Source organism: Streptococcus sp. 2018037 (assembly GCF_019754195.1).
GTDB lineage: Bacteria > Bacillota > Bacilli > Lactobacillales > Streptococcaceae > Streptococcus > Streptococcus hashimotonensis.
Map to the genome: position 1 here is coordinate 1 of NZ_JAIJZQ010000023.1, position 25641 is coordinate 25641.

Sequence of the window (25641 nt, forward strand, 5' to 3'; positions counted from 1 at the left end):
AATTAGCCCAAAAGAGTAGAAACAGAAAGAAAAACACAGGCAGTTCAGCTGGATTTCATCAGAAGCAGCTCAATCTGTCTGTGTTTTTTATTTACTGGCTAGTTTTTGCCCAGCCTCCTTTCTTTTTCAGAAAAAACTCTGGGCATTTTCTCCGACGCATCACAGGCTCTGTGTTAAAATAAGATATAGTAATTTGAAAGAGAACGCTTACGAATGAAATCTTGGGTTGAGAATAAGGCCATAAAAAAATACGAAGATCGGTCTGGCTTGACGGGTTTGAAACAGGGGCCGCTGGTGTGGACCGAGGTCTTTTTGCGCGAGGTCAATCGTCAGTCAGATATAGGGATTTTACATTTTTGGCCCATGGACCAAACGGTTATTCTGGGGATGATGGACAGTCAGGTTGCCCAGCTGGACAAGGGCTTAGCCAGTATTGGTCAGGCAGGCTACAGTCCTATCATTCGGAGTTTGGGCGGTTTGGCAGTCGTTGCGGATGAAGGGATATTAAATGTCACTCTGATTTTGCCTAATCCTTCTGGTCATAAAGTCGATTTGCGGGAGTCTTATCAGGTTATGGTGGATTTGATTGCTCAGGCGCTTTCGGATTTTCCCTTCGAGGTGGTCAGTGGTGAGGTGACAACTTCCTACTGTCCTGGGACCTACGACCTCAGTATCTCTGGTCGGAAGTTTGCTGGATTGGGCCAGCGGATTTACCAAGAGGCCATTGCTATTTCTGCCTATATCAGTGTATCAGGCAATCAAGTCAAACGAGGGCAAGTGGTGGCTGAATTTTATGCAGCAAGTTTTGCTCCGCAAGAAGTATCGGACAGATTTCCGCAAGTAAATCCGGATTCGATGGCCAATTTGTCAGACTTGGTCGGTCAGGATGTGACGGTGGAGGATATGAAAACACGAATTGAGCGTGTCTTGATTGAAAACGGGGCTTTTCTGACCACCTTTTATCCCTCGTCGGACAACATGGCTGATTTTATGGCGCTCGGAAAGACCATCAAGCAGTCTATGGAAAAATATGGAATTTAGGAGAAAATCTATGAAATGGAAAGATGCGACAGCTATGGCCCAGGCTGTCAATCAAAAACAGGTTTCTGCCAAGGAGTTGGTGCAAGAATCCATTGACAGGATTGAAAAACTCAATCCCGACCTCAATGCGGTTGTCAGCAAGCAATATGATGAAGCCTTGAAAGAAGCGGAGAAAGAAGACTACCTGGGCAAGCCATTTGCAGGAGTTCCTTTCTTGTTGAAGGATCTGGGGCAAAATGAAAAGGGGCAGCCATCTTCTGCAGGTTCTCGCCTGCTTGTTGGTCGACCAGCAGGCCATACCGATACCTATGTCCAACGCTTGAAGGACTTGGGTTTCATCATTGTCGGTCGAACCAACACGCCAGAATTCGGCTTCAAAAATATCTCAGATGCCAGCCTGCATGGTCCTGTCAATCTTCCCTTGGACCCCAGTCGCAATGCTGGTGGATCAAGCGGTGGTGCAGCCGCAGCACTGGCTTCAGGCATGGTCTCTATTGCAGCGGCATCGGATGGTGGAGGGTCTATTCGCATCCCAGCCTCCTTCAATGGCTTGATTGGGCTCAAAACCAGTCGTGGTCGGATTCCAGTTGGACCCAAGTCCTATCGTGGCTGGCAGGGGGCATCTGTCAATTTTGCCTTGACCAAGTCTGTCCGCGATACCCAGCGTCTGCTCTACCATTTCCAGGACTATCAGCTGGAAGCCCCCTTCCCCCTTGCCAAGCTGAGCGAAGAGGAAGTGTTTGGAAAATTGTCTCGTCCCCTTAAAATCGCCTACTATACCAAATCTCCAGTAGGGAGTAAGGTCAGTCCTGAAGCGGTAGAAGCGGTTCAAAAAGCCTGTCATTGCTTGGCTGACTTAGGGCATGAGCTGGTGGAATTGTCAGAATATCCTCTGGATGGAGTGGCCCTGATGAAATCCTTCTACCTGATGAACAGCGTGGACACAGCCCAGATGTTTGACGAGATCGAAGCAGCTTTTGGGCGCCAGATGACCTTGGAAGACATGGAAGTCATGTCCTGGGCTATTTACCAAAGCGGGCAAACCATTCCAGCCAAATTGCACTCCAAGTCCCTATTGGACTGGGACCAGTTTGGAGCCAGCATGGCGCGTTTCCATGAGGATTACGACTTGCTTCTGACACCGACGGTGGCTGATGTAGCGCCCAAGCATGGGCAATTTGACCTGCCAGCAGATTTGCTGGACCGCCTCAAGCACACCCAGAACTATTCCATGGAAGAGCAGCAGGACCTGATCTGGCAAATGTTCGAGGACAGCCTAGCCCTGACTCCCTTTACGCAGCAGGCCAATATTTGTGGTCAGCCAGCCATTTCTCTGCCAACTTATGTACGGGCTGACGGCTTACCAATCGGCATCCAATTGACAGCAGCCAAGGGACGAGAGGATTTACTCTTGCAGTTGGCAGACCAAATGGAGGCAGCGGGTTTACTCAACTTGTAAGGGAATTCATTTTTTCAGTTCAATTATTTGCCAAAACGTTTTCAAAATGTTAACCTATAAAAGCTGGTGGGTTAACACCTAAAAAGTAAAAAGGAAGCTATGGCTTCCAAAGGAGATTGTTTTATGTTGAAAAAAGTTTTGGCCTCAGCTCTCTTGGTTTCTACCTTGACCTTGGCAGCATGTTCTAGCTCAAGTTCTAATACTAGCAGTTCTTCTGCTGAACAGACTCAATGGGAAAAAGTACAAGAAGCAGGTGTCTTGAAGGTTGCAACACCAGGTACCCTTTTCCCAACTTCTTACTACAACGATGCTAAAGAATTAGTCGGTTATGAAATTGACATGATCAATGAAATTGGTAAACGTTTGAGATTGGAAATCGAATACCAAGAAATCGGTGTGGCAGAAGCCTTTACAGCTGTGGACAGTGGAAAAGTTGATATTTCTGTTAACAACTTTGACATGACGGAAGCGCGTAAGGAAAAGTATAACTTCTCTATACCTTACAAGTATTCAGTTGGCGGATACATCGTTCGTGAAGATGGTTCATCAGGAATCGAAGCAGCTGACTTGAGCGACTGGACTGGTAAAAAAGCTGGTGGTGGCGCAGGTACTCAGTACATGAAAATTGCTGAAAAGCAAGGTGCAGAGCCAGTTATCTATGACAACGTAACCAACGATGTCTATTTGCGTGATGTATCAACAGGTCGTACAGACTTCATTCCAAACGACTACTACACACAAGTCATGGCCATCAAATGGGCGAATGCTAACTTCCCAGACATCAAAGTGAAGATGGGTGATGCAAAATACAATCCAACTGAACAAGGTATTGTCATGAGCAGGGCTGACACAAGCTTGAAAGAAAAAATTGACGAAGCTCTTGAAGCAATGAAAGCTGACGGAACTTTGAAGGCAATTTCTGAGAAATACTATGCAGGACAAGATTTGACAATCCCTGTTGAAAATGCTGATAAATTGCCAGTTATCGAAGTTGAATAAGAATTAGTATCAAATTATAGTCTTTTAGTTTACTTTTAGTACTCGCTCCAACTATCTGGGAGATAGTTGGAGGTTGCAAATAAAGCGAACAAAGTTCGCATCAACTGCCGCAGGCATATCTCAATGCTTTCTTGTTTCTTGGCATTGACTTGAAACAGTCCCCCAGACTGTTTCAATCAGGCAAGGTGAGTTAACGAAGTAATAAGAGAAAAACTAAATGACGATAAATGCATCTTGTATAGACTTTGTCAGTCCCAGACTGGCAAGGTCTATCTGGTTTTTAGGAAAGAGGAGAAAATATGGATATTAACTGGCAGGCAGTTTTTAATGCAGATATTGCAAGAGAGGCTATTCCACAGATTTTGGAGGGACTTCCCTACACTCTATCCCTATCCCTAATTGGTTTTGCCTTGGGGACTTTCTGTGGATTTTTTGTAGCTCTCATGCGGATGTCTAAGTTTGGCCCCTTGCGTTGGTTGGCTATGGCCCATATTTCTCTCATGCGTGGTATTCCCCTCATGGTTCTTCTTTTCTTTATCTATTTTGGTCTGCCCTTTATGGGCTTGCAGTTAGATGCCATAACAGCCTCTATCATCGCCTTTACCTCCATGTCCAGTGCCTACATTTCTGAAATTATTCGTGCATCTCTTTCAGCCATTGATAAGGGGCAATGGGAAGCGGCGCGTTCCCTGGGTTTGCGGACCAATGTGATTTACCGAAAAATCATCATTCCCCAAGCCTTTCGCATTGCCCTTCCACCCCTTAGCAACGTCCTCTTAGACATGGTCAAAAGTACCTCTCTGACAGCTATGATTACTGTACCAGAGATTTTCAATAAGGCAAAAATAGTCGGCGGAGCCAAGTCGGACTACATGACAGTTTACATCTGTGTAGCCCTTATTTATTGGGTTATCTGTACCCTTTATGCATTTGGTCAATTACAACTAGAAAAACGCTTGGCGACTTATTAAAAAGAGGTTGGATTAGCCTTTCGATTAAAATTTTAACAATCAAAAATAGCTTAGAATCAACGTTGCTGATGACGAAATTCTAAGCTATTTTTTTATAAAGACTGTTTAAAGTATTTACCCCTCACTCACATATTCCAAAATATCTCCTGGTTGGCAGTCTAGGATTCGGCAGATGCTCATCAGGGTGTTGAAACGAATGCCTTTTGCCTTGCCTGTCTTGAGAATGGATAGGTTGGCTTCGGTAATGCCGACTTGCTCCGCCAAGTCCTTGGAAGTCATTTGTCGGTCTTTGAGGACCTTGTCTAAGTTTACGCGAATCATTTCCATATCAGATAAACTCGCTATTCTCGGTTTCAAGTTCTTGCCCCTTTTGTACTAAGGTCCAGACAAAATAAGTCAGGAAGATAAAGAGAGCATTGAGGATGAAATCTGACCAACGCAGATTGAGGAAGTTGTTTGGTCCAGCAGCATTTGTCAGGGCAATCAAGCTGGTTAGGCCGAATTGACCAGCAGTCAAAACTAGCAAACTGATGAAGAGTTTCTGATACAGTTCCAGACTAGCTGAAGCGAAATAATCTTTTTCTAAAAGCAATTTACATAACTTTTGAATCAAGTAGGCAATGTGACTGAGTGCCGCCAAGACGATTAAGATTAGTCCACTTGTTAAAAGGATGAGCCAGATACTAATCTGGTCAATGGGTTTGTTAAAGGTATACTCCCAAGAGCCTAGCACAAAGGAGTCGCCTCCAAGACCAGCCAATGTGAAAAAGATATAGCAAGCAATCAAAAAATAGAAGAAAAAGCGAACACAGCCAGCTAATAATCCTGCTGTTTTGAGTAGATTGTTTTTCATAGTAAACCTCCGATTATTATTGTTTTATGATAATATCATCTGCAAAATTATTATAAAACAATAATTGTTGAAATGCAAGCGTTTTTTAAAAAGAATTAAAGTAAAACCGCCAAGCAACTGGCGGTTTGAAGCTATTTGAAATACAGTAATCTCAACCCATTCAAAATAACCAAAATCGTGGATCCTTCGTGGCCCACCACGCCGAGTGGGAGGTTGATTGACTGGAAGAGGTTAGAGATGATGAGAAGGGCAATGACAGACAGGGCAAAGATGATGTTTTGTTTGATGATGCCCCGCATTTTCTTAGAGAGGCGAATGGAGTAAGGAATCCGTGTCAGGTCTTCCATGAGCACGATGTCGGCTGACTCCATAGCGATGTCCGTTCCGCTTCCCATGGCATAGCTGACATTGGCTTGGGCCAGGGCAGGAGCATCGTTGATACCGTCACCCACCATACCGACAGATGCAAACTCGGTTTGCAATTCTTTGATAATAGCAGCCTTGTCCGTAGGTAGACAGTTGGCAATCACACGGTCAATACCGACCTGACTCGCCACATAACGAGCTGTCTTTTCTTGGTCGCCCGTCAGGAGAATTGGCGTCACCCCCATCTCTTTCAACTGAGCAATTAGCTGCTTGCTCTCTGGCTTCAAACTGTCTTCCACCATGAAGATCGCTGCCAGCACATCATTTTGGCTGACATAGACCAGGGTTTTCCCAGTGCTTTCCGCCTCATCGATCTGTGCCAGCAAGTCAGCAGACAGCGGACTCACCAAACTATCTACCACAAAGCCTGCCTTACCGATTTTCCAGCTGTCGCCCTCATAGCCCGCCACCAAGCCTTTTCCGGTCACGTCTTCTAGGCTTTGGAGGTCAATAGCAGAGCTGTCAGCCGTATAGGTCATGAGAGCTTGAGCGATCGGATGGCTTGATTGTTTTTCAACTGCCTGAACAACCTGCTTGATAAGTTCTTCATCGCCAAGATAGGTTGCTCCAACAACTTCAGGTTTGCCAATGGTTAAGGTACCAGTCTTGTCAAAGACGATGGCCTCTAAGTTGGCGATGTTATCCGCAATGTCACCGCCCTTGATAATCATGCCCTTGCGAGCCGCACGGCTGATGGCAGAAAGTGTTGCCGGTGAAGAAGAAGCTACAAGCGCACATGGAGAAGCAATGGTCAAGAGAATCATGCCACGGTAGAAGGCAGTCAACCAGTCCCAACCCAGAGCAAAATGAGCAAAGAGGATAAAGAGTGGCACCACCACCAAGACAACTTTGACATAGGTATCTTCCATGTTTTCAATGAAAGTCGCTGTTTTTGATTTGGATTCTTGAGCATTTTCAACCATTTGGACGATTTTATCGAAGAGGGCATCGCCTTTTTCAGCTGTAACTTGGACGGTCACAGTTGGTCCTTGGTTGATAGTTCCGCCGATAACAGCCGCACCGGCTATTTTTTCCGCAGGAAGCGGCTCACCTGTAATCATGGATTCGTCAAAGATGGATTGCGGACTGATGAGGGTGGCATCCAGTGGGACCGTGTCACCCTTGCGAACTTGCAGGAGGTCGCCGATGCGGATGGCTGCGGTGTCTAAGACAGTGATGTCACCATTTTCCTCGATTTTGCGAGCCGTTGGAGGGGTCATGTTCATCAGAGCTGCGATGGCATTCTTGCTTTTCTCCATGGCCAATTCTTCCAGAGTAGAAGAAAGGGAGAAGATGAAGATGAGTAGAGCCCCCTCCATCCAGTAGCCGATCAGGCCAGAGCCGATAGCAGCCAAGATCATGAGAAGGTCAACAGACAGGTGCTTGTCGAAAATCAGCTCAGTCAGACCTTCTTTGGCAGACTGGTAGCCACCGATGACGAAGGCTGAAATGAAGAGGATGGGTGCCCATCCCTGTCCAGTCTGAAGCAGAAGGATACCCATTAGAATGAGCGCCAAGCAGAGAGCGGTTGTGATGATGTGGCTGTGTTGTTTGAGGTTGGATACGAGTGTCATAGTTTGTTGTTTCCTTATTTAGAATTATTATCATTTAACTAAGTTAATTATAACAATTATAAAAAGAAAGTCAAGTTATTTATAACAATTCTAAATAAGATTGTTCTGATAATTCAAAGGAAAATAAAAAAAGCGACAGAAAGCCGCTTTGATATTCGTCTTTTAGCCCTGGCAATCAGGACAAATGCCGTAGATGGATAGCACCTCTTTTGTAATTTTGTAACCAGTTTGGGTATGAGCTTCCTTCTTCAAGCTCGGGATTTCTACATCCATGAAATCAGTGATTTTTCCACAGACTTCACAAATAACATTGAGATGCTCGTGCCCCATAAAGTCGTAATAAGTAGTATTATCATTGGTCCGTTTCAATTCAGTCACAAACCCTTCTTCCAATAGAAGTTTGAGGTTGTTGTAAACAGTCGCCAGGCTCATGTTGGGGTAGTTAGGTAGTAGATCTTGATAAATCATCTCAGCACTAGGATGGTCATCGCTTTCGATAATGTAGGCAACGACTGCTTTTCTAGTTTCGGTAATGCGTACACCCTTTTCTTTTAGATGTTGGATGATGTGTTCAAAAGCAGTTTGGTTTTCTGCATTGAGGTGAGAATGGAGTTCCATAGTTTCCTCCTTTCGTTATTATTTTATAAAAATTCTAAGATACAATATTCAGTTTCATTATAGTGTATTTGGGAGGTTGTGTCAATTTTGAGACAGGAAATCTGTCATAGGACAGTTTGATGTCTCATGACTTGTTTACATACTTTTCCTGTGCTACAATCAAAACATGACAAGATATAAGGCAATTATTTCCTACGACGGACATGATTTTTCTGGTTTTCAGCGCCAGCCCCATGCTCGTACAGTTCAGGAAGAAATCGAAAAAACGTTAGTAAGATTGAATAGTGGTCAGCCAGTAACCGTTCATGGTGCAGGTCGTACAGATGCAGGAGTACACGCCTACGGTCAGGTTATACACTTTGACTTGGCTGGCAGCCGAGATACTGAGAAGCTCCGCTTTGCTCTGGATACCCAAACCCCTGAGGATATTGATGTGGTCCAGGTGGAGCAGGTGGCGGATGATTTTCATTGCCGCTACGCCAAGCACAGCAAGACCTATGAATTCCTGGTGGACATTGGCCGACCCAAGAATCCTATGATGCGCCACTATGCGACCTTCTATCCCTATGATTTGGATTTGAGCTTGATAGAAGAAGCTATTCAGGACCTAGTGGGGACTCATGATTTCACAGGCTTTACAGCATCGGGGACTTCAGTCGAGGACAAGGTGCGGACCATCACGGCGGCGACAATGGAGTATGACCAGCGACGCCAGTTCTTGATTTTTACCTTTTCAGGCAATGGCTTTTTGTACAAGCAGGTGCGAAATATGGTGGGGACCCTCTTGAAAATTGGTAATGGTCGCATGCCTGTGGGTCAGATTAAGCGGATTTTGGCAGAAAAAGATCGTGGTTTGGCAGGTCCAACTGCGGCAGGTAACGGCCTCTATCTAAAGGAGATTATCTATGAAGACTAAGTATATTTTGGCGCTTTCGGGCAATGATATTTTCAGCGGTGGCGGCCTCCATGCAGACCTGACCACCTACACAGTCCATGGCCTGCATGGCTTTGTGGCGGTTACCTGCTTGACAGCTATGACGGAAAAAGGTTTTGAGGTTATTCCGACAGATGCAGCGGTGTTTGCCCAGCAGTTGGCTAGTTTGAAGGACGTGCCTTTTTCAGCTATCAAGATTAGCTTGCTTCCGACGGTGGAAATAGCAGAGCAGGCCTTGGAATTTATCAAGGCCCATCAGGATATTCCAGTGGTTTTGGATCCGGTCTTGGTCTGCAAGGAAACGCATGATACCGAGGTCAGCCAGTTGCGAGATGAACTCTTGAAATTCCTTCCTTATGTCAGCATTATCACACCAAATCTGGCAGAAGCTCAGCTATTGCTCCAAAAGGACATCCAAACGGTGGAAGAGATGAAGCAGGCGGCAGTGGCCTTGTATGACTTGGGAGCCAAGGCGGTGGTCATCAAGGGAGGCAATCGTCTGGGTGGCTCAGAGGCGGTCGATGTTTTCTACGACGGTCAGGAAGTGGTGGTGCTTAAGTCGCCCCTGCTTTCGGAAAACAATGTGGGGGCGGGCTGTACCTTTGCGTCCAGCATTGCCAGTCAGCTTTTGCTAGGTCAGGACTCTTTGGAGGCAGTCCGACTGTCCAAGGACTTTGTCCATGCAGCCATCTTAAAATCAGATCAATATGGGGTAATTCAATATGAGAAATAAAAAGACGCAAGAACTTGTATTGCTGGCCATTCTAACGGCTTTGACCTTGGCTCTGGCTTTTGTCCACGTACCGACACCGACGGGCTTTGTCACGTTGTTAGATGTTGGTGTTTTCTTTACAGCCTTTTACCTGGGCAAGAAAGAAGGAGTAATTGTTGGCGGATTGTCAGGGCTTTTGATTGATTTCTTGTTGGGCTATCCCCAGTGGGCTTTCTTTAGCTTGCTTTTCCACGGTGCTCAGGGTTATTTTGCAGGATGGACGGGTAAGAAACGTTTGATTGGAGTTGTTCTTGCCAGTCTTTCCATGATTGGTGGCTATTTTGTAGCATCTAGTTTCATGTATAATGTAGCTGATGCTGTTACAAGTCTGATGAGCAATACCCTGCAAAACACAGTTGGTTTGGTACTAGGTTATATCTTGACTCAGGCAATAGAAAGAATTGGTGCAGTAAATCATGTCATTAAAGGAAATTAAAGACCAAACTAAGCAAGTTGTCGAAGAGATTTTAGAACTCAGCAATCTTCAAAAGGGTCAGATTTTTGTACTAGGTTTGTCTTCTAGTGAGGTCGTTGGAGGGCATATTGGCAAAAATTCCAGTCTGGAGGTTGGCGAAGCCGTTGTCGAAACCATTCTGGATATTTTGACTCCCAAGGGCATTTACCTAGCTGTCCAAGGTTGTGAGCACCTCAATCGTGCCTTGGTAGTGGAGCGGGATTTGGCTATCCAGAAAGATTTGGAAATAGTCAATGTCCTCCCCACCCTTCATGCAGGAGGCTCTGGACAGTTGGCAGCCTTCAAGTATATGAAGGATCCAGTCGAAGTGGAGTTTATTACGGCTCAGGCGGGTGTGGACATCGGTGATACGGCGATTGGTATGCACATCAAGCACGTCCAAGTGCCAATTAGACCGAGCTTGCGTGAGATCGGCCAGGCCCATGTCACCGCCCTTGCCAGCCGTCCCAAGCTCATCGGCGGAGCCCGTGCGGCTTATCAAGAAGATCAGATACGGAAAAATTAATCACAGCCAGAGGGTTGTGATTTTTTTGAAAATAAAATCCTTGCAAAGTAGATTTTATTATGCTAAACTTGTTCTTGTTATTGATACAAGTTCAAAAGGAGGATTTCCATGGATACCAAATTTTCAGTAGCTTTGCATATCTTGACCATGATTAGCGAGAGTAGTGATGTCATGACGTCGCAGGCCTTGGCAACCAGTGTCGGTACCAATGCAAGTTATATCCGCAAGGTCATCGCTCTCTTGAAGAATGCAGGTATCATCCAGTCCCAGCAGGGAAAGGCTGGTTATGAGTTGAGCAAGAGTCCGGCGGACATCAGCCTCCTGGACATCTACTATGCCACCCAGGAAGTCACACATATCCAGCTCTTTCAACAGCACCAACACGCCAATCAATCCTGCCCAGTTGGTCGGCACATTGCAGGAGCTGTCCAACCAATCTTTGCGACCATTGAGCAGGATTTGCAGGACAGATTATCCCAAGAAAGCTTGGCCCAGGTCATTGCTAACTTGTATCAAGAGGCAAAAAAATCCAACTGACTTTCACAAGTCAGTTTCTATTTAGCATAACTTAGACTTGTATTAGATACAAGTCTACAAATAAAAGGAGTAAACCATGAAAGCAGCACAACACACATCTTATAACAAAAACAATATCGTACTTAACCTAACAGACATTGCTAAACCGAACATCAAACCAGACCAGGTTCTTGTCAAAGTGACCGCGGCAGGTGTCAATCCTCTAGATAACATGATTTCTCGTGGAGATGTCAAGATGATTGTACCTTACAAATTGCCACAAACAGCGGGAAATGAAATCGTTGGTTTGGTGGAAGAAGTCGGCTCAAGTGTCACCAAGTTTGAGGTTGGTGACCGTGTCTTTGGTCGTCTTCCTCTCGACAATATCGGTGCCTTTGCCGAGTATGTAGCGGTGGAGGCTACTGCCCTTGCCAAAGTTCCTGCCTATTTGACGGATGTGGAAGCGGCAGCTGTTCCTCTGACAGCCTTGACAATTATGCAGGCACTAAGCCTCATGGGTGCAGAAGCTGGCAAGACCATTTTCATATCAGGTGGTACTGGTGGTGTCGGTGGTATGGCCATTCCGATTGCCAAAGCTAAAGGTTTGACCGTTATTACTAACGGTGATGGGGCAAATGCAGAGCGGGTATTGGCGTTGGGTGCCGACCAGTTTATCGACTACAAGACAGAAGATTACACCAAAACCCTCTCCCAAATCGATTATGTACTGGACACACTTGGCGGTGTAGAAACCGAAAAACAAATGTCTATCATGAAAAAAGGTGGTCAGCTGGTTTCCCTCCGTGCCATGCCAAATGGCGAATTTGCCAAACGTATGAACCTGCCAAAATGGAAACAAATCCTGCTTGGCTTGGTTGGTCGCAAGTTTGATAAAATGGCTGAAAGCTACGGAGTGCACTATCATTTCATTTTCGTAGAAAGTAATGGCCAACAGTTGCAAGAGGTGGCAGACATTTTCAGCAAGTTAGAAATCAAACCGTCTATCGATACCGTTTATCCATTTGAAGAAGTCAACGCAGCCTTGGACAAGGTCGCAAACGGTCGCTCACGTGGAAAAACTGTCCTCAGTTTTGAAAAATAGGAGAAGTCATGTCTTATATCAATACCAAAAACCAATACATTACTGTCGCAGGCAATCAGATTGCCTACCGTGAACTAGGCAAGGGCAAGTCCGAATTGCCTCTGGTCATGTTGGTCCACTTGGCCGCAACCTTGGATAACTGGGATCCAAAATTGCTAGATTTACTGGCTGAAAAAGAGCACATTATCGTCCTAGACCTGCCTGGCGTCGGAGCCAGTCAAGGCAAGGTAGCTTCTACGATTCCGGGAATGGCAGAGCAGGCTCATGCTATTATCAAGGCCTTGGGGCATACGAAAATTAACCTGCTCGGTCTTTCTATGGGTGGTTTTATCGCCCAAGAAATCGTTCGTCTTGATAGTCAAATGGTTAACCGCTTGATTCTTGCAGGAACAGGACCTCGTGGCGGTGTCGAAGTGGATAAGGTGACAGGAAAAACCTTCCGCTATATGCTGAAGGCTGGTCTGGAGCGTGTGGATCCAAAACGCTACATCTTCTACAACCACGATGAAGCAGGTCGCCTGGAAGCTGAAAAAGTTTTGGGTCGTATGGGAGAAAGAAAAGCTGAGTATGCAGACAAGGACATGAATGTCCCAGGATTTTTGACACAGCTGAAGGCCATCAAACGCTGGGGCAGAGACCCTCAAGACGATATGGCCTTTATCACGCAACCAACGCTGATCGTCAACGGTGACAAGGACATGCAGGTCCCGACTGAGAACTCTTATATCATGCATGAGAAAATCAAAAATAGCCAATTGATCATCTATCCAAATGCGGGTCACGGATCTATCTTCCAAAATGCAGAGGCCTTTTCAACAGCCTTGATAGCCTTTTTGGAGGAAACCAATGCCTAAAACCATTTTAATCACAGGCTCAACGGATGGAATTGGCAAACACTTGGCCTTGAAACTAGCCAGCGAAGGCCATGAAGTCATCCTGCACGGGCGAAATAGTGAAAAGCTACGTGTAGCTCTCAGTGACATTCAACTAAAAACAGGAAGCAAAAAAAATCATGGCTATCTGTTTTGAAGTTGAGATGAAAATAGCATAATCTAGAAAAGATTTGAGAGTCAATCTCAGATCTTTTTCTGTACCTGTTGACCACAAAAATAGGATGAAACACACAGATCCGACACTTTTGTTAAAAATTGTCGTTCCTTCCCTGTCTTTATTTGGGTAAACTAAATACATCAAATGAAGGGAGGTTTGCCTGATGTCATTTATAGAAGCAAACGAAAAAATCGCAGAGAAAGTGGTAGGTGCTCATAAAGCAATAGAAAAGACAGTTGTGGGTGGGTACAAGGCGACTGAGAAAGCTGCGGTCACTGGTTTCAATAAAGTATCGGATAAGTTTATCGGAGCATTTTTTACAAAGGATAATGAAACCGTCGAAGAAGCAAAAGCTCGGATGTCTAAGATGGATTTCAATCAACCCAGCTCATCTAAGAATGAAGACAAGTAAGTGGCAGGTCTTGCCCTCTATCCATACTGAATAAATGAAAAAGGAATACATACTATGAAAAGAAGAGATTTTATCAGTTTAATTGCTTACACAGTGAGTTTGTTGGTCTTGACCTTGGGAATGTGCTTTTATACCCTGCCAGAATGGGAAATGACTTCCCTGGGAATGCCGTTATCGGTAGTCGGTCTGCTATTGCTAGTGCTATCTTGGGGTCTACAAAGACGGTTGACAGGCAAAGGGGCACCTAGGCTTGATTGGAAGCAAATTGTCAAAGTTATTTACTGTGTCTTTGCCTTGTTGGTATTTGGTGGCGGCTTTGCCCTTGTGACAATCGGGAATTTTGTCCTTGGTCTAGTTCTAGGCTTTATTGGTCTCGTATTCGTTATCGGGATCATTCCTGTAACGGTTGGCTTGAAAAACTAAGAAAACCTGAGGGTGCCCTCAGGTTTTTATTACTTTCTAGAAATACAGGTTTGGATAATATCAGCCATTTCTCCAATTGATTCTGCACAGCCATTTCTCACCCACTTGGATACGACTTGTGTCATGCCTGCCAGAAAGAAGCTAGACATATAGGCGATCAGTGCTGGATTTTGGACTCCTTGAGCGTGAAAGCGAGGAGCGAAAATCAACTCTACTAAGTGGTCAAAACGTTCTTTGTGGTGAAAATCCAATTCGTGATTGAGATAAATTTGATAGATTTTTTGGTGGTCTTTTACAAATTGTAAGTAGGGAATAAGGTAAGCATCCCCTGTTAGATCGGTTTCAATTGATAGGCTGTTAGCGGGATAAGATTGGAATTCAGCTAAGAAAAGCTGGGTTAGGTATTGATATGCATCCTCTAACAAATCAAATTGATTATCATAATAATGATAAAAAGTAGAACGATGTACCCCGGCTTCCTTACAAATCTTGCTGACGGAAATACGTCCAAATTCTTCCTCGTCTAAGAGAAGAATCAATGCTTGTTGCAGTTTTGTTTTGGCTGTTTCAGTCATTGTGTCAATCCTTTGTTCTGATTATTCAATATTTTACCTTACTATTTCGCTAGGGACAAGTAGATTTGGTCACAGAGTTACTTTGTTCTTGTAGATACAAGGCCTGCAAAGTTCCCAAAATCACCCCAGCTTGCTCTTGAAAGAGTTGATTGAGTTGGGTGGGGTTTTCTGGCATACCACGTGAAATCCACTCATTGATCCAGCCGAAAATGGCATAGGCGAAAAAGGATTTACCGTAGGCGATATCATTTGGATGGTCAGCTGTTAATTCAATCTTTTCCTTTATGGTATCTACGATGACCTGTGTTAGCTGGTAGCGGTAGAGGATCCTGTAAAATTCCTTGTGCTCTTGAAAATGCTGAAAGAGGCTTTGAAAGACCCTGTCAGGTATTGACTGCGGGTTGGCTTCAAACGCTCGTCCCCATTCTTGCATGAGGCGACGGGATTGCTGGGAGAGGACATCTTCTAGCGAAGAATAGTAACGATAAAAGGATGCTCGTCCGATTTGGGCTTTCAAGCAAACCTCCTTGACCGTCAGGTTGTGGAGGTCTTTTTCTTGTAAGAGTTGGATAAGGGTCTGGCTCAGCTGGTTTTCTACATAGTATTCTTTCATGAGACATATTCTGCTTTCTGTCTTATTTTGTATGAGACACTTGTCTCACATCTCTTTTGATTGTATAATACTCCTAGCTTTTTCACAAGTCTGATGTGAAAAAAGAAAGGAATGGATCATGAATAAGATTAAAAAGTACCTCTTATGGTTAGTTGGAATAGTTGTATGTTTGGGGGCGATTGCTTATGTGACAGTTACTAATCATCCACAGTTAGTAGTGGGTGCTATTCAAAAGACGATTTACAAGTCCAGTTCACCCAACTCCTATCGTCCTCTTAATGAAGCTATTGACGGTCCGAAAGAAAATGGTCATTATCTGAAAAGTGAGATTGCTTATAGCAAGGAATATCCCAATAGCTTTTTAGATATTATTTATCCAGACTCAAATCTAGGCGTTGATCGTCCAACGCTTTTTTACTTTCATGGAGGAGGATTCTTTGCGGGTAGTAAAAACATGGGTGACCCGCTGGCAGCAAGTGAAGCGACTTATTTGATTGATGATATGGTGGCAAAAGGGTATAATGTGGTAAATGTGGACTACGCTCTTGTGCCAGAATATCACTTTCCAACGCCCCTCATTCAGATGAATCTGGCTATTGACTATATGAGGAAACACGCTGAGGAATATCATCTGAATATGGACAAGGTTGTTCTAATGGGCTCATCAGCGGGAGCTATCATGGTTGCCCAATATGGCAGTGTCTTAGCTAACCCGAACTACGCTCAGCTATTGGACATGGAGCCAAGTATCGCAAAAGAACAGGTCAAAGCTTTGGTCATTGATGAATTATCCTAAGCTTTCCCTCGCTGCCAAGATGTTGGTGGGGAACTATGTGGCGGGGACCATTTATCTCAGTCAGGAAGAGATAAATGCTTACAATCCGATTCTCCATGTGACCAAGGACTATCCAGCAAGTTTCCTTTTGGGCAGTGAATATCGTACCGATTTGCTCACACTTCAAAAGGCTTTGAAACAGGCGGATGTTGTTCATGAGTTGGTCGATCCCTTAGCAGAAAAAGGACTGGAAAAACCGCATGGTTTTGTGTCAAATTTGCGAAACGACCCTGTCTCTGCAGAAGCCTTTGACCGTATGAGGACCTTTTTAGAAGAACGAACGAAAGAATGAAAACAAAAACCTTACACGACTTGCCACCCAAGTGGCGTAAATGGATGATTGGTTTACGAATAGCAGCGGTAATCTTCCCCCTGTTATTCTTACTCTATTTTTGGCTGACCTTGGGGTCCTTGATACAGGTAATGGTGGGATAAGATGACCTTTAGAGAGTTACCTAGAAAATGGAAAATCCAGCTTAGCCTCTTGTCCCTCTGGACAGTGCTTAGTCTACTCTTGCTGGTCGGTTTTACTGTTTTCTTGCAGTCTTATCGTGCAAGCAATCAAGCCCACCGAGCAGTCTTGGTGAAGCCTGACAGTCAGCTAATAGGGGAACGGTTGGTGATTGACCGACTTGGAAAAGAGCCTGTTCTTGTCAACTTTTACCGCCCAAGTGAGGCTAGCCAAACTCCGCTTCCCTTGGTAGTTAATGTCCACGGTGGTGGTTTTGTCGGTGGAGATGCAGATGTGCTGGACACGCAAAGTCAGCGACTGGCGGATCAATGGCAGGCTGTCATTGTAACGGTTAATTATACCAAGGCGGACGTCCAACCCATTTCCTACGGAGCAGAGGAAATTAAGGACACGGTCTTGTATTTCGCCAAGGAAAAGGCTACTTACGGAGTGGATCCGACTCAGTTTTCCATTATCGGCTACTCAGCAGGTGCCAACTATGCAGCCCTTGCCAGCGAATTATTGGTCAAGGAAGAGTTTGACTTGGCAGGTTTGATTATGGCTTATCCCTGGACGACGGGACTTTCTGTGGCAAATCAAGGGGAAGTTTTCCCGCCAACGCTTTTTGTCTTGGCCGGTCAGGACCCCATTTCCCAAAAGGCCAAGCCTTTTATAGAAGACATGAAAAAAGCAGGTCGCACAGTGGATGTCATCGACTATCCAGAAGCCGTCCACAGTTTCATCGAGTCCAATAACCCCGAAGGTTTGACAGGGGCGACGATAGATATGTCCCAGGTGGTCAATGCAGAGCAGGAAAGCCTGGCTAGACAGGCAGAAGCAGCAATCGGTGACTGGCTAGACAGTCAAAAATGAAAGGAAATCAAATGAACACAAAGAATTTTTACTGGGTGCGAGAGCCAGAAAACTACCAAATTTCAGATAAGGAAATCAGAATCACAACCCAAGCCCATACGGACTTGTGGCAGAAGACCTATTACCATTTTGTCAATGACAACGCTCCCCTGCTCCTGATGGACACGGAGGAAGAGTATTTTTCCTTCACTGTTAAGACGGATTTTTCCAATAGTCATACCCGCTTTGACCAGTGTGGTGTCGTGGTTTATCAGGATTCGGAAAACTGGATTAAGGGCTCGATTGAGTATGAAAATGAAAACTTTCAGCACCTAGGTAGCGTTGTGACCAATCACGGTTTTTCAGACTGGGCAACTCAGGAAATACCTGCTTCTGTCAAGTCTATCTATTACCGCTTGAGCCGACGGGGTAGTGACTTCTGCATTGAAAACTCTAAAGACGGTGTTCATTTTGAGCAGATGCGGATTTGCCACCTACATGAAGGTAGCGGTAACATCCATTTCGGTATTTATGCCTGCTCGCCAGAAGATTCTTCTTTTGAAGCGGTCTTTTCGGAAATGAGTTTAACTGACTGCAAGTGGCTGGCCCACGACGGACAACAACCAGATTAGAAGATTAGCTTCCAGCTCTGCCATTTCCCGAAAGTCCATTATAAAATCGTTGAAATCCTTGTCATTTGTGGTATAATGAAGAGTATGCAATAAAATTTTAAGGAGAATGACAGAATGTCTGTATCATTTGAAGCAAAAGAAACAAACCGCGGCGTTTTGACTTTCACAATCGGTCAAGATGCTATCAAACCAGAATTGGACCGCGTGTTTAACCGAGTTAAAAAAGACTTGAACGTTCCAGGTTTCCGTAAGGGTAAATTGCCACGTGCCGTTTTCAACCAAAAATTTGGTGAAGAAGCACTTTACCAAGATGTAGTAAACGCTCTTTTACCAGCAGCTTATGAAGCAGCAGTTGCTGAAGCTGGTCTTGAAGTTGTTGCACAACCAAAAATCGACGTTGTATCTATGGAAAAAGGCCAAGACTGGACAATCACTGCTGAAGTTGTGACAAAACCTGAAGTAAAATTGGGTGACTACAAAAACTTGGCAGTTTCAGTAGAAGCAACTAAAGAAGTATCTGACGAAGAAGTAGATGCAAAAATCGAACGCGAACGCAACAACTTGGCTGAATTGGTTATCAAAGAAGGTCCAGCAGCTGAAGGCGACACAGTTGTTATCGACTTTGTAGGTTCAATCGACGGTGTTGAATTTGACGGTGGTAAAGGTGAGAACTTCTCACTTGGACTTGGTTCAGGTCAATTCATCCCAGGTTTTGAAGCACAATTGGTAGGCCACGCAGCTGGTGAAGAAGTAAACGTTGAAGTGACTTTCCCAGAAGACTATCAAGCAGCTGACCTTGCTGGTAAACCAGCCCTCTTCGTGACAAAAATCCACGAAGTAAAAGCAAAAGAAGTTCCAGCTTTGGATGACGAGTTGGCAAAAGACATCGACGAAGAAGTAGAAACACTTGATGAGTTGAAAGCTAAGTACCGTAAAGAATTGGAAGCAGCAAAAGAAGTTGCCTTTGACGATGCAGTTGAATCAGCAGCTCTTGAATTGGCTGTAGAAAACGCTGAAATCGTTGAATTGCCAGAAGAAATGATCCACGAAGAAGTTCACCGTGCAATCAATGAATTCTTGGGTGGTATGCAACAGCAAGGTATCTCACCAGATATGTACTTCCAAATCACTGGTACAACTCGTGAAGACCTTCATAAACAATACGAAGCAGATGCTGAAAAACGTACGAAGACAAACTTGGTTGTTGAAGCAGTAGCTAAAGCAGAAGGCTTTGAAGCAACTGAAGAAGAAATCAACAAAGAAATCGAAGACTTGGCAGCAACTTACAAGATGGAAGTGGCACAAGTTCGTAGTTTGCTTTCACCAGAAATGCTTAAACACGACATCGCTGTGAAGAAAGCCGTTGAAGTGATCACAAGCACTGCAACTGTAAAATAATTATTTGGAAAACTCGACTCTGGTCGGGTTTTTTTGTTTAATCATCTTTTTAATGCGATGCGCTGACATGTTGACACGAACTCTGAGAAGCGAAGCCGGAATTTTTGCCTAACCTTGTTGTAATCGTTTTCTCTTGGTTGTTTTTGCTTTGAGAAGGGGCAAGTAATGGTTTGTAAACATGTAACACTTGACAAACTTATATTTTTCAGATATTGTTAAAGGGTTGCTTTTAGTGAAAATTATAATAAAAGTAAGTACAAAAGGGGATGATCTTCCTGTTTTGAAAAGAACAAATTGAAGAGACTCATGAATATTGTTTTCAAGATCAGCGACAAAAAATATCTATATTTATATTAAGGAGAGAATAATGAGGTACAATGGAAAAAATCAAATGTTTCCAGATAAGCGTCAACGTTTTTCAATTCGTAAGTTTAAAACAGGAGTAGCATCCGTTGTCTTTGTTGCACTATTCTTGGGTAACATGGCTACAGTTGATGCAGAGCAGGTTCCGACAAATACAGATTCATCTGCTAAAGAGGTAGTGGAAAGTGATGTTGCTTTGCCAACGGATGAGACATTGGACAAAGTGCCAACAACTGATGAAGAAGTAGCACCTATTGAAGAGGGAGTGGATGCCTCGTTAGCCCCACTAGAGAGCGCTGAGGCACCTCAAGAATTTAGAGCAGCTGTAGGAACTGAGCGTTCAGCGGCGACAAATACTAAAGGAGTAGTTGTAACACCAGGACAAGGTATCACAACAATTAGTGAAATTCCGACAGATGGTTTTACGACAACTGAGCCTGAAGTAAAGTCAATGAACCCTAACTTTACTGGCACGGTTAATCATGATCCTAAAAATTATACATTTGCTGTTATTAAAACGGATAAGTTAAATGACCGGACTACAGGTCCTCTCTATGTGGATAAAAGCGGTACAGTTGTGACGAGCTCATCTGGTGGAGCGGCACTTATCCATCAGATGGCCTTTAGTACAGATAGAGATGGTACGGGAAATGTATATATAGATATGTACGGTGGTGATGGTAAGTTATTAATGACTGATACCCTAGTTCCTGGTCTTCATGTGGATGAACTTAAATACGTTAGCAAAGGAAGGTGGTTATGGTCCAGAGATACTACATACACTATCCAACATAGGGAGGTTATCACAAATAATGGAAATCTTCCAATCGCATCTGTATCTACTTCAGATGCATCAGATGGTTGGTTTGATGAGCTATATACCAACTACGAAAAGGCACTGGGATATACCAACGGTCGTTATATGGGCTATGGCTGGTTCGTTCCTAGATTAATTGACAAGAAGACAGAATATGTTGTCAAAGATTCTAACAAAGTGTTAGCGACTGTGACACAAACAGAAATGTCAGGGTACAAATTTACAACTGCAGCACCAGAAACAATTACAGCAGATGGTGTGACCTATAAGTTGATAAAAGATAGTGGTACCAATACAAGTGGTTTTATCAATCCTCTAGTAAGTAAAGGTGATGCGCTTGCCGTAGGTACCGATAAAGGTTATTTCATCAGATATCTGATGAATGATGATAATGGAAAAGTGATTGACTGGGAACTTTTGGGTCCTGACAATAACGTTGCAAAAGATATTAATGGCAATCCTGCTAAAGGTGTCTTGAGAGATGGGCAAACAGCGAATGTAACAGTTGATGTTGCATCAACTAAAACTCGGACAACTTTCTACATTAATAATCCATATTTCCCAGGTGGGAGAACTGTATACTATTATGAAGTTGTTCCAGCTTCGGAAGTTCCTAAAGGTAGTGTCACGGTAAAACACATTACAACAACTGGTGAGGTTCTGAAGGAAGAGACCTCAGTTAAAACTAATGAGCCAGTTGGTACCCCATATGAGACCCAACCAGAAGACAAGATTGTGACAGATAACGGTCGTACCTTCAAGTACAAAGAGGTTGACAAAACTTCTGCGCAACCAACAGGTGAGGTCAAAGAGGGGACTCAAAAAGTAACCTTCGTCTACGAAGAAGTCAAAGGCAATGTCACAGTCGAGCATGTAACGACAGATGGTAAGGTTCTTAAAGCAGAAACTCCAGTCTTTAGCGAAAACCAGTCAACTGGCACAGCTTATGAAACGAAGAATGAAACTGAATTGAAAGACGAAGCAGGTAATGTTTATGTCTTCAAGGAACACAAAGCAGATTCAGCTCCAGTTTCAGGCAAGGTTACTGAGACAGCACAAAAAGTTGTTTACATTTATGAGTTGAAACCAGTCACTCCGACTCCAACACCAGACGCACCAAAAGGTAATGTTACAGTAGAACACGTTACAACAACTGGTGAAGTTCTGAAGAAAGAAACCTCAGTTAAAACTAATGAACCGGTTGGTACCCCATATGAGACCCAACCAGAAGACAAGATTGTGACAGATAACGGTCGTACGTTTGTTTATAAAGGTCTCAAGGAAGACTCTGCGGATCCAACAGGTGAAGTCAAAGAGGGTACTCAAAAAGTAACCTTCGTTTACGAAGAAGTCAAAGGCAATGTCACAGTCGAACATGTAACGACAGACGGTAAAGTTCTTAAAGCAGAAACTCCTGTCTTTAACGAAAACCAGTCAACCGGCACAGCTTATGAAACGAAGAATGAAACTGAATTGAAAGACGAAGCAGGTAATGTTTATGTCTTCAAGGAACACAAAGCAGATTCAGCTCCAGTTTCAGGCAAGGTTACTGAGACAGCACAAAAAGTTGTTTACGTTTACGAGTTGAAACCAGTCACTCCGACTCCAAGCCCAACACCAGACGCACCAAAAGGTAATGTTACAGTCGAACACGTTACAACAACTGGTGAGGTTCTGAAGGAAGAGACCTCAGTTAAAACTAATGAGCCAGTTGGTACCCCATATGAGACCAAACCAGAAGACAAGATTGTGACAGATAACGGTCGTACCTTCAAGTACAAAGAGGTTGACAAAACTTCTGCGCAACCAAAAGGTGAAGTCAAAGAGGGCACTCAAAAAGTAACCTTCGTCTACGAAGAAGTCAAAGGCAATGTCACAGTAGAGCATGTAACGACAGATGGCAAGGTTCTAAAAGCAGAAACTCCTGTCTTTAACGAACACCAGTCAACCGGCACAGCTTATGAAACGAAGAATGAAACTGAATTGAAAGACGAAGCAGGCAATGTTTATGTCTTCAAGGAACACAAAGCAGACTCAGCCCCAGTTTCAGGCAAGGTTACTGAGACAGCACAAAAAGTTGTTTACGTTTACGAGTTGAAACCAGTCACTCCGACTCCAAGCCCAACACCAGACGCACCAAAAGGTAATGTTACAGTAGAACACATTACAACCACCGGTGAAGTTCTGAAGAAAGAAGCCCCAGTCAAGACAGATGAACCAGTTGGTACCCCATATGAGACCAAACCAGAAGACAAGATTGTGACAGATAACGGTCGTACCTTCAAGTACAAAGAGGTTGACAAAACTTCTGCGCAACCAAAAGGTGAGGTCAAAGAGGGGACTCAAAAAGTAACCTTCGTTTACGAAGAAATCAAAGGTAATGTCATAGTCGAGCATGTAACGACAGACGGCAAGGTTCTAAAAGCAGAAACTCCAGTCTTTAGCGAAAACCAGTCAACTGGCACAGCTTATGAAACGAAGAATGAAACTGAATTGAAAGACGAAGCAGGTAATGTTTATGTCTTCAAGGAACACAAAGCAGATTCAGCTCCAGTTTCAGGTAAAGTTACTGAGACAGCACAAAAAGTTGTTTACGTTTACGAGTTGAAACCAGTCACTCCGACTCCAAGCCCAACACCAGACGCACCAAAAGGTAATGTCACAGTCGAACACATTACAACAACTGGTGAGGTTCTGAAGGAAGAGACCTCAGTTAAAACTAATGAGCCAGTTGGTACCCCATATGAGACCAAACCAGAAGACAAGATTGTGACGGATAATGGTCGTACCTTCAAGTACAAAGAGGTTGACAAAACTTCTGCGCAACCAAAAGGTGAGGTCAAAGAGGGGACTCAAAAAGTAACCTTCGTCTACGAAGAAGTCAAAGGCAATGTCACAGTAGAGCATGTAACGACAGATGGTAAGGTTCTTAAAGCAGAAACTCCAGTCTTTAGCGAAAACCAATCAACCGGCACAGCTTATGAAACAAAGAATGAAACTGAATTGAAAGACGAAGCAGGCAATGTTTATGTCTTCAAGGAACACAAAGCAGATTCAGCCCCAGTTTCAGGTAAAGTTACTGAGACAGCACAAAAAGTTGTTTACGTTTACGAGTTGAAACCAGTCACTCCGACTCCAACACCAGAAGTTTCAAAACCAAAATCTACTACACCTGCTACACCAACGCAAGATAGCAGCATCCCAACATCAGTAGTTTCTACAAATAAAGCGCAATTGCCGAATACCGGTGAAGATAACTCGGCAGCTTTTGCAACACTAGGTACAGCTATGTTGGTGGCTACATTTGCACTCAATGGAAAATGTCGTCAAGACGAGAACTAATAGGGAAAAATTAGTCCTTACATATTAAAAAACGAGCAATTCCAATTTGGAGTTGCTCGTTTTCCATTCCATAAAACTTATTTTTGGTGGTTTAATTGCAATGTTTAAAAAAGGTCAAAGGAAAGAGAATTCCGATATTAGGGATGTGTCGAGGGTCAAATTATTAATTATAGTCTTTTAGTTTACTTTTAGTACGAGGCAATGAGCTGCAGGCATAACTGAAGTTAGGCAAGGCTTACGTCGAAGTAATAAAAGAAAAACTAAATGATGATATTTATAATTTCACACAGAGGTAGTCTCTGGTAAGGGTTATCTTACATATTGTCTATAACTAAACATTGGCAAGTCATCATCTTGATTTACCAATTCATTCGCTTGAGCTTAAAGAAGACTTTGTGCTTTTATTGTGTGAGAATGTGTCATCTCTTCAAAGTTTTGCTTGATGTAGTGCAAGGTATTTCAAAAGAAAAAGTTGTATGAATTGGCAGTTTTAGAACAAGATAAAAGTAAGTTGTTAGGGATGACACAGTATTAACTTGAATGAAGTTCGGTGAAAGTTTTTAGATGTCGCTGGAGGTGAGGTTTATAGCTAGGGATACAAATCACGTTTTCGCGGATAGCTGTGACTTTCTCAAAAAAATGCTTGACCAGTTAACGTTCTTGTTATATAATTAACTGGTTAAAGAAGGAGGTAATTATGTTTAAGAAAATAGTAGGGACCTGTCTTTTGACCTTATTCGGTTTTGTTTTAGCAGCTTGCTCGGCTCAGAAGGAAGCGAGTCAAGTGCAGCCAGGAATGAAGATAGTCACCTCATTTTACCCAATTTATTCACTGGTTAAGGAAGTGTCTGGGAGCAAAAATGATGTTCGAATGATTGGCTCAAGACAGGGCATACACTCTTATGAACCATCAGCTGCGGACATAAAGGCCATATACGATGCAGATGTTTTTATCTATCATTCGCGAATTTTGGAATCCTGGGCAGGACGTTTGGAGCCTAATTTGCAAGGTTCATCTGTCAAGGTTTTGGAGGCTTCGACTAATTTACCGCTGACAAAGGTTCCGGGGTTAGAAGACGTAGAAGCCGGTCAAGGGATTGATGAAGCTAGTTTATATGACCCTCACACATGGTTGGATCCGGTTTTAGTTGGTCAGGAAGCTGTTGCGATTGGTGAACTTCTAGCAGAAAGTGATCCTGAGAATGCGGATTATTATCGTCAAAATGCTGCAACTTTGGAAGAAAAAGCGCAAAAGTTGGCAGACAAGTATAGTCCAATCTTTTCAAAAGCTACATCAAAAACATTTGTCACTCAACACACAGCCTTCTCCTACACCGCGCAACGCTTTGGGTTGAAGCAGTTGGGAATCGCAGGAGTTTCAGAGGAGGAACCAAGCCCTAGACAATTGGCGGAAATTAAAGAATTTGTTGACACCTACAATGTACAAACAATTTTTACAGAAAAAGGTGCCTCGGATAAGCTTGCCAAGGCATTGGCGAGTTCGACAGGTGTGGACTTAAAAGTGTTGGATCCTCTTGAAGCAGATCCAGAAAATAATTTAACCTATCTAGAAAATCTAGAGCAAGTCTTAGAAACATTAGCTCAAGAGTTAAAATAAAAGGCCGAATTCTAT

28 protein-coding genes and 1 pseudogene are annotated in these 25641 nt (G+C 43.7%); 23 read left to right on the forward strand and 6 right to left on the reverse strand.

Translation table 11 applies throughout. From position 1 onward, the window contains the following. Window positions 1-213: 213 nt before the first annotated feature. The 4 genes from K5Q29_RS08230 to K5Q29_RS08245 all read left to right on the forward strand — a co-directional run bounded on the left by K5Q29_RS08230 (window position 214) and on the right by K5Q29_RS08245 (window position 4470). Entirely contained in the window at window positions 214-1041 is an 828-nt protein-coding gene (locus tag K5Q29_RS08230) for a lipoate--protein ligase family protein (protein ID WP_105139317.1), read from the forward strand. Window positions 1042-1051: 10 nt separating this feature from the next. Next, a complete protein-coding gene (locus K5Q29_RS08235) occupies window positions 1052-2500 on the forward strand; it encodes an amidase (protein ID WP_105139316.1) in 1449 nt (482 codons plus the stop codon). Between the two features lie 123 nt (window positions 2501-2623). Continuing rightward, a complete protein-coding gene (locus K5Q29_RS08240; RefSeq protein WP_105139315.1) occupies window positions 2624-3499 on the forward strand; it encodes a transporter substrate-binding domain-containing protein in 876 nt (291 codons plus the stop codon). Window positions 3500-3798: 299 nt separating this feature from the next. Continuing rightward, window positions 3799-4470, forward strand: a complete 672-nt coding sequence (locus K5Q29_RS08245) for an amino acid ABC transporter permease (RefSeq protein WP_029171960.1) — start codon at window positions 3799-3801, stop codon at window positions 4468-4470. Between the two features lie 114 nt (window positions 4471-4584). Here the strand turns inward: K5Q29_RS08245 and K5Q29_RS08250 are convergent, their stop codons facing one another. The 4 genes from K5Q29_RS08250 to K5Q29_RS08265 all read right to left on the reverse strand — a co-directional run bounded on the left by K5Q29_RS08250 (window position 4585) and on the right by K5Q29_RS08265 (window position 7941). After that, window positions 4585-4797, reverse strand: a complete 213-nt coding sequence (locus K5Q29_RS08250; protein ID WP_024414391.1) for a helix-turn-helix transcriptional regulator — start codon at window positions 4795-4797, stop codon at window positions 4585-4587. 1 nt (window position 4798) lies between these two features. Continuing rightward, complete coding sequence (locus K5Q29_RS08255; protein WP_105139314.1) at window positions 4799-5323, reverse strand: hypothetical protein; 525 nt, start codon at window positions 5321-5323, stop codon at window positions 4799-4801. A gap of 131 nt (window positions 5324-5454) precedes the next feature. Continuing rightward, on the reverse strand, window positions 5455-7323 hold the full coding sequence (locus tag K5Q29_RS08260; protein ID WP_105139313.1) for a heavy metal translocating P-type ATPase: 1869 nt from the start codon (window positions 7321-7323) through the stop codon (window positions 5455-5457). A gap of 162 nt (window positions 7324-7485) precedes the next feature. Then, window positions 7486-7941: a Fur family transcriptional regulator gene (locus tag K5Q29_RS08265; RefSeq protein WP_105139312.1), complete on the reverse strand. Its 456-nt coding sequence runs from the start codon at window positions 7939-7941 to the stop codon at window positions 7486-7488. Window positions 7942-8107: 166 nt separating this feature from the next. On the opposite strand from K5Q29_RS08265, the gene truA reads away from it, so the two are divergent. From truA to K5Q29_RS08315, 10 genes and pseudogenes are all read left to right on the forward strand, one after another. Further along, window positions 8108-8857, forward strand: coding sequence for a tRNA pseudouridine(38-40) synthase TruA (gene truA / locus K5Q29_RS08270; RefSeq protein WP_024384694.1), 750 nt, complete (start codon window positions 8108-8110; stop codon window positions 8855-8857). Beyond that, the gene (locus tag K5Q29_RS08275) at window positions 8847-9608 is read left to right on the forward strand and encodes a bifunctional hydroxymethylpyrimidine kinase/phosphomethylpyrimidine kinase (RefSeq protein ID WP_105139311.1); all 762 of its coding nucleotides are present in this window, start codon (window positions 8847-8849) and stop codon (window positions 9606-9608) included. Before truA ends, K5Q29_RS08275 begins: the two co-directional genes overlap by 11 nt. Further along, entirely contained in the window at window positions 9598-10083 is a 486-nt protein-coding gene (locus K5Q29_RS08280; protein WP_105139310.1) for an ECF transporter S component, read from the forward strand. The genes K5Q29_RS08275 and K5Q29_RS08280 overlap by 11 nt, the downstream gene beginning before the upstream one ends. Beyond that, a complete protein-coding gene (locus tag K5Q29_RS08285; RefSeq protein WP_105139309.1) occupies window positions 10064-10627 on the forward strand; it encodes a TIGR01440 family protein in 564 nt (187 codons plus the stop codon). Before K5Q29_RS08280 ends, K5Q29_RS08285 begins: the two co-directional genes overlap by 20 nt. Window positions 10628-10735: 108 nt before the next feature. Further along, window positions 10736-11164: an Rrf2 family transcriptional regulator gene (locus K5Q29_RS08290; RefSeq protein ID WP_105139308.1), complete on the forward strand. Its 429-nt coding sequence runs from the start codon at window positions 10736-10738 to the stop codon at window positions 11162-11164. Window positions 11165-11240: 76 nt separating this feature from the next. Continuing rightward, window positions 11241-12245, forward strand: a complete 1005-nt coding sequence (locus tag K5Q29_RS08295) for an NADP-dependent oxidoreductase (RefSeq protein ID WP_105139307.1) — start codon at window positions 11241-11243, stop codon at window positions 12243-12245. Window positions 12246-12253: 8 nt separating this feature from the next. Further along, entirely contained in the window at window positions 12254-13099 is an 846-nt protein-coding gene (locus tag K5Q29_RS08300; protein WP_105139306.1) for an alpha/beta fold hydrolase, read from the forward strand. After that, window positions 13092-13268, forward strand: a pseudogene (locus tag K5Q29_RS08305) (SDR family NAD(P)-dependent oxidoreductase); the annotation flags it as partial. The gene K5Q29_RS08300 and the pseudogene K5Q29_RS08305, both read left to right, overlap by 8 nt. Before the next feature lie 190 nt (window positions 13269-13458). Next, complete coding sequence (locus tag K5Q29_RS08310; RefSeq protein WP_105139305.1) at window positions 13459-13707, forward strand: hypothetical protein; 249 nt, start codon at window positions 13459-13461, stop codon at window positions 13705-13707. Between the two features lie 54 nt (window positions 13708-13761). Continuing rightward, window positions 13762-14130 carry a hypothetical protein gene (locus K5Q29_RS08315; RefSeq protein WP_105139304.1) on the forward strand — a complete coding sequence of 123 codons (369 nt, stop codon included), beginning with the start codon at window positions 13762-13764 and terminating at the stop codon, window positions 14128-14130. Between the two features lie 29 nt (window positions 14131-14159). On the opposite strand, the gene K5Q29_RS08320 is transcribed toward K5Q29_RS08315, so the two are convergent. Beyond that, window positions 14160-14705 (reverse strand): TetR/AcrR family transcriptional regulator, encoded by a 546-nt coding sequence (locus K5Q29_RS08320; protein WP_172013934.1) that lies wholly within the window; start codon window positions 14703-14705, stop codon window positions 14160-14162. On the opposite strand from K5Q29_RS08320, the gene K5Q29_RS10930 reads away from it, so the two are divergent. After that, window positions 14689-14799, forward strand: a complete 111-nt coding sequence (locus K5Q29_RS10930; RefSeq protein ID WP_398578115.1) for a hypothetical protein — start codon at window positions 14689-14691, stop codon at window positions 14797-14799. The two genes, K5Q29_RS08320 and K5Q29_RS10930, sit on opposite strands and share 17 nt — an antisense overlap. Here the strand turns inward: K5Q29_RS10930 and K5Q29_RS08325 are convergent. Next, on the reverse strand, window positions 14755-15318 hold the full coding sequence (locus K5Q29_RS08325) for a TetR/AcrR family transcriptional regulator (protein WP_105139302.1): 564 nt from the start codon (window positions 15316-15318) through the stop codon (window positions 14755-14757). The genes K5Q29_RS10930 and K5Q29_RS08325 overlap by 45 nt on opposite strands. A gap of 118 nt (window positions 15319-15436) precedes the next feature. Here K5Q29_RS08325 and K5Q29_RS08330 point away from each other — a divergent pair, with 118 nt between their 5' ends. The 8 genes from K5Q29_RS08330 (at window position 15437) to K5Q29_RS08360 (ending at window position 25626) form a co-directional block, all read left to right on the forward strand. Next, a complete protein-coding gene (locus K5Q29_RS08330) occupies window positions 15437-16114 on the forward strand; it encodes an alpha/beta hydrolase (protein ID WP_239515218.1) in 678 nt (225 codons plus the stop codon). Then, a complete protein-coding gene (locus K5Q29_RS10770) occupies window positions 16101-16445 on the forward strand; it encodes a hypothetical protein (RefSeq protein ID WP_260619136.1) in 345 nt (114 codons plus the stop codon). Before K5Q29_RS08330 ends, K5Q29_RS10770 begins: the two co-directional genes overlap by 14 nt. Beyond that, window positions 16442-16588 carry a hypothetical protein gene (locus K5Q29_RS08335; protein WP_172699659.1) on the forward strand — a complete coding sequence of 49 codons (147 nt, stop codon included), beginning with the start codon at window positions 16442-16444 and terminating at the stop codon, window positions 16586-16588. The genes K5Q29_RS10770 and K5Q29_RS08335 overlap by 4 nt, the downstream gene beginning before the upstream one ends. A 1-nt stretch (window position 16589) precedes the next feature. Next, window positions 16590-17477, forward strand: coding sequence for an alpha/beta hydrolase (locus K5Q29_RS08340; RefSeq protein WP_105139301.1), 888 nt, complete (start codon window positions 16590-16592; stop codon window positions 17475-17477). Between the two features lie 11 nt (window positions 17478-17488). After that, window positions 17489-18088 carry a DUF1349 domain-containing protein gene (locus tag K5Q29_RS08345; protein ID WP_260619137.1) on the forward strand — a complete coding sequence of 200 codons (600 nt, stop codon included), beginning with the start codon at window positions 17489-17491 and terminating at the stop codon, window positions 18086-18088. A gap of 114 nt (window positions 18089-18202) precedes the next feature. Continuing rightward, the gene (gene tig / locus K5Q29_RS08350; RefSeq protein ID WP_221877110.1) at window positions 18203-19486 is read left to right on the forward strand and encodes a trigger factor; all 1284 of its coding nucleotides are present in this window, start codon (window positions 18203-18205) and stop codon (window positions 19484-19486) included. A gap of 367 nt (window positions 19487-19853) precedes the next feature. After that, window positions 19854-24008, forward strand: a complete 4155-nt coding sequence (locus K5Q29_RS08355; protein WP_221877111.1) for a MucBP domain-containing protein — start codon at window positions 19854-19856, stop codon at window positions 24006-24008. 697 nt (window positions 24009-24705) lie between these two features. Beyond that, window positions 24706-25626 carry a metal ABC transporter solute-binding protein, Zn/Mn family gene (locus K5Q29_RS08360; RefSeq protein WP_105139066.1) on the forward strand — a complete coding sequence of 307 codons (921 nt, stop codon included), beginning with the start codon at window positions 24706-24708 and terminating at the stop codon, window positions 25624-25626. The last annotated feature ends 15 nt before the right edge of the window (window positions 25627-25641 follow it).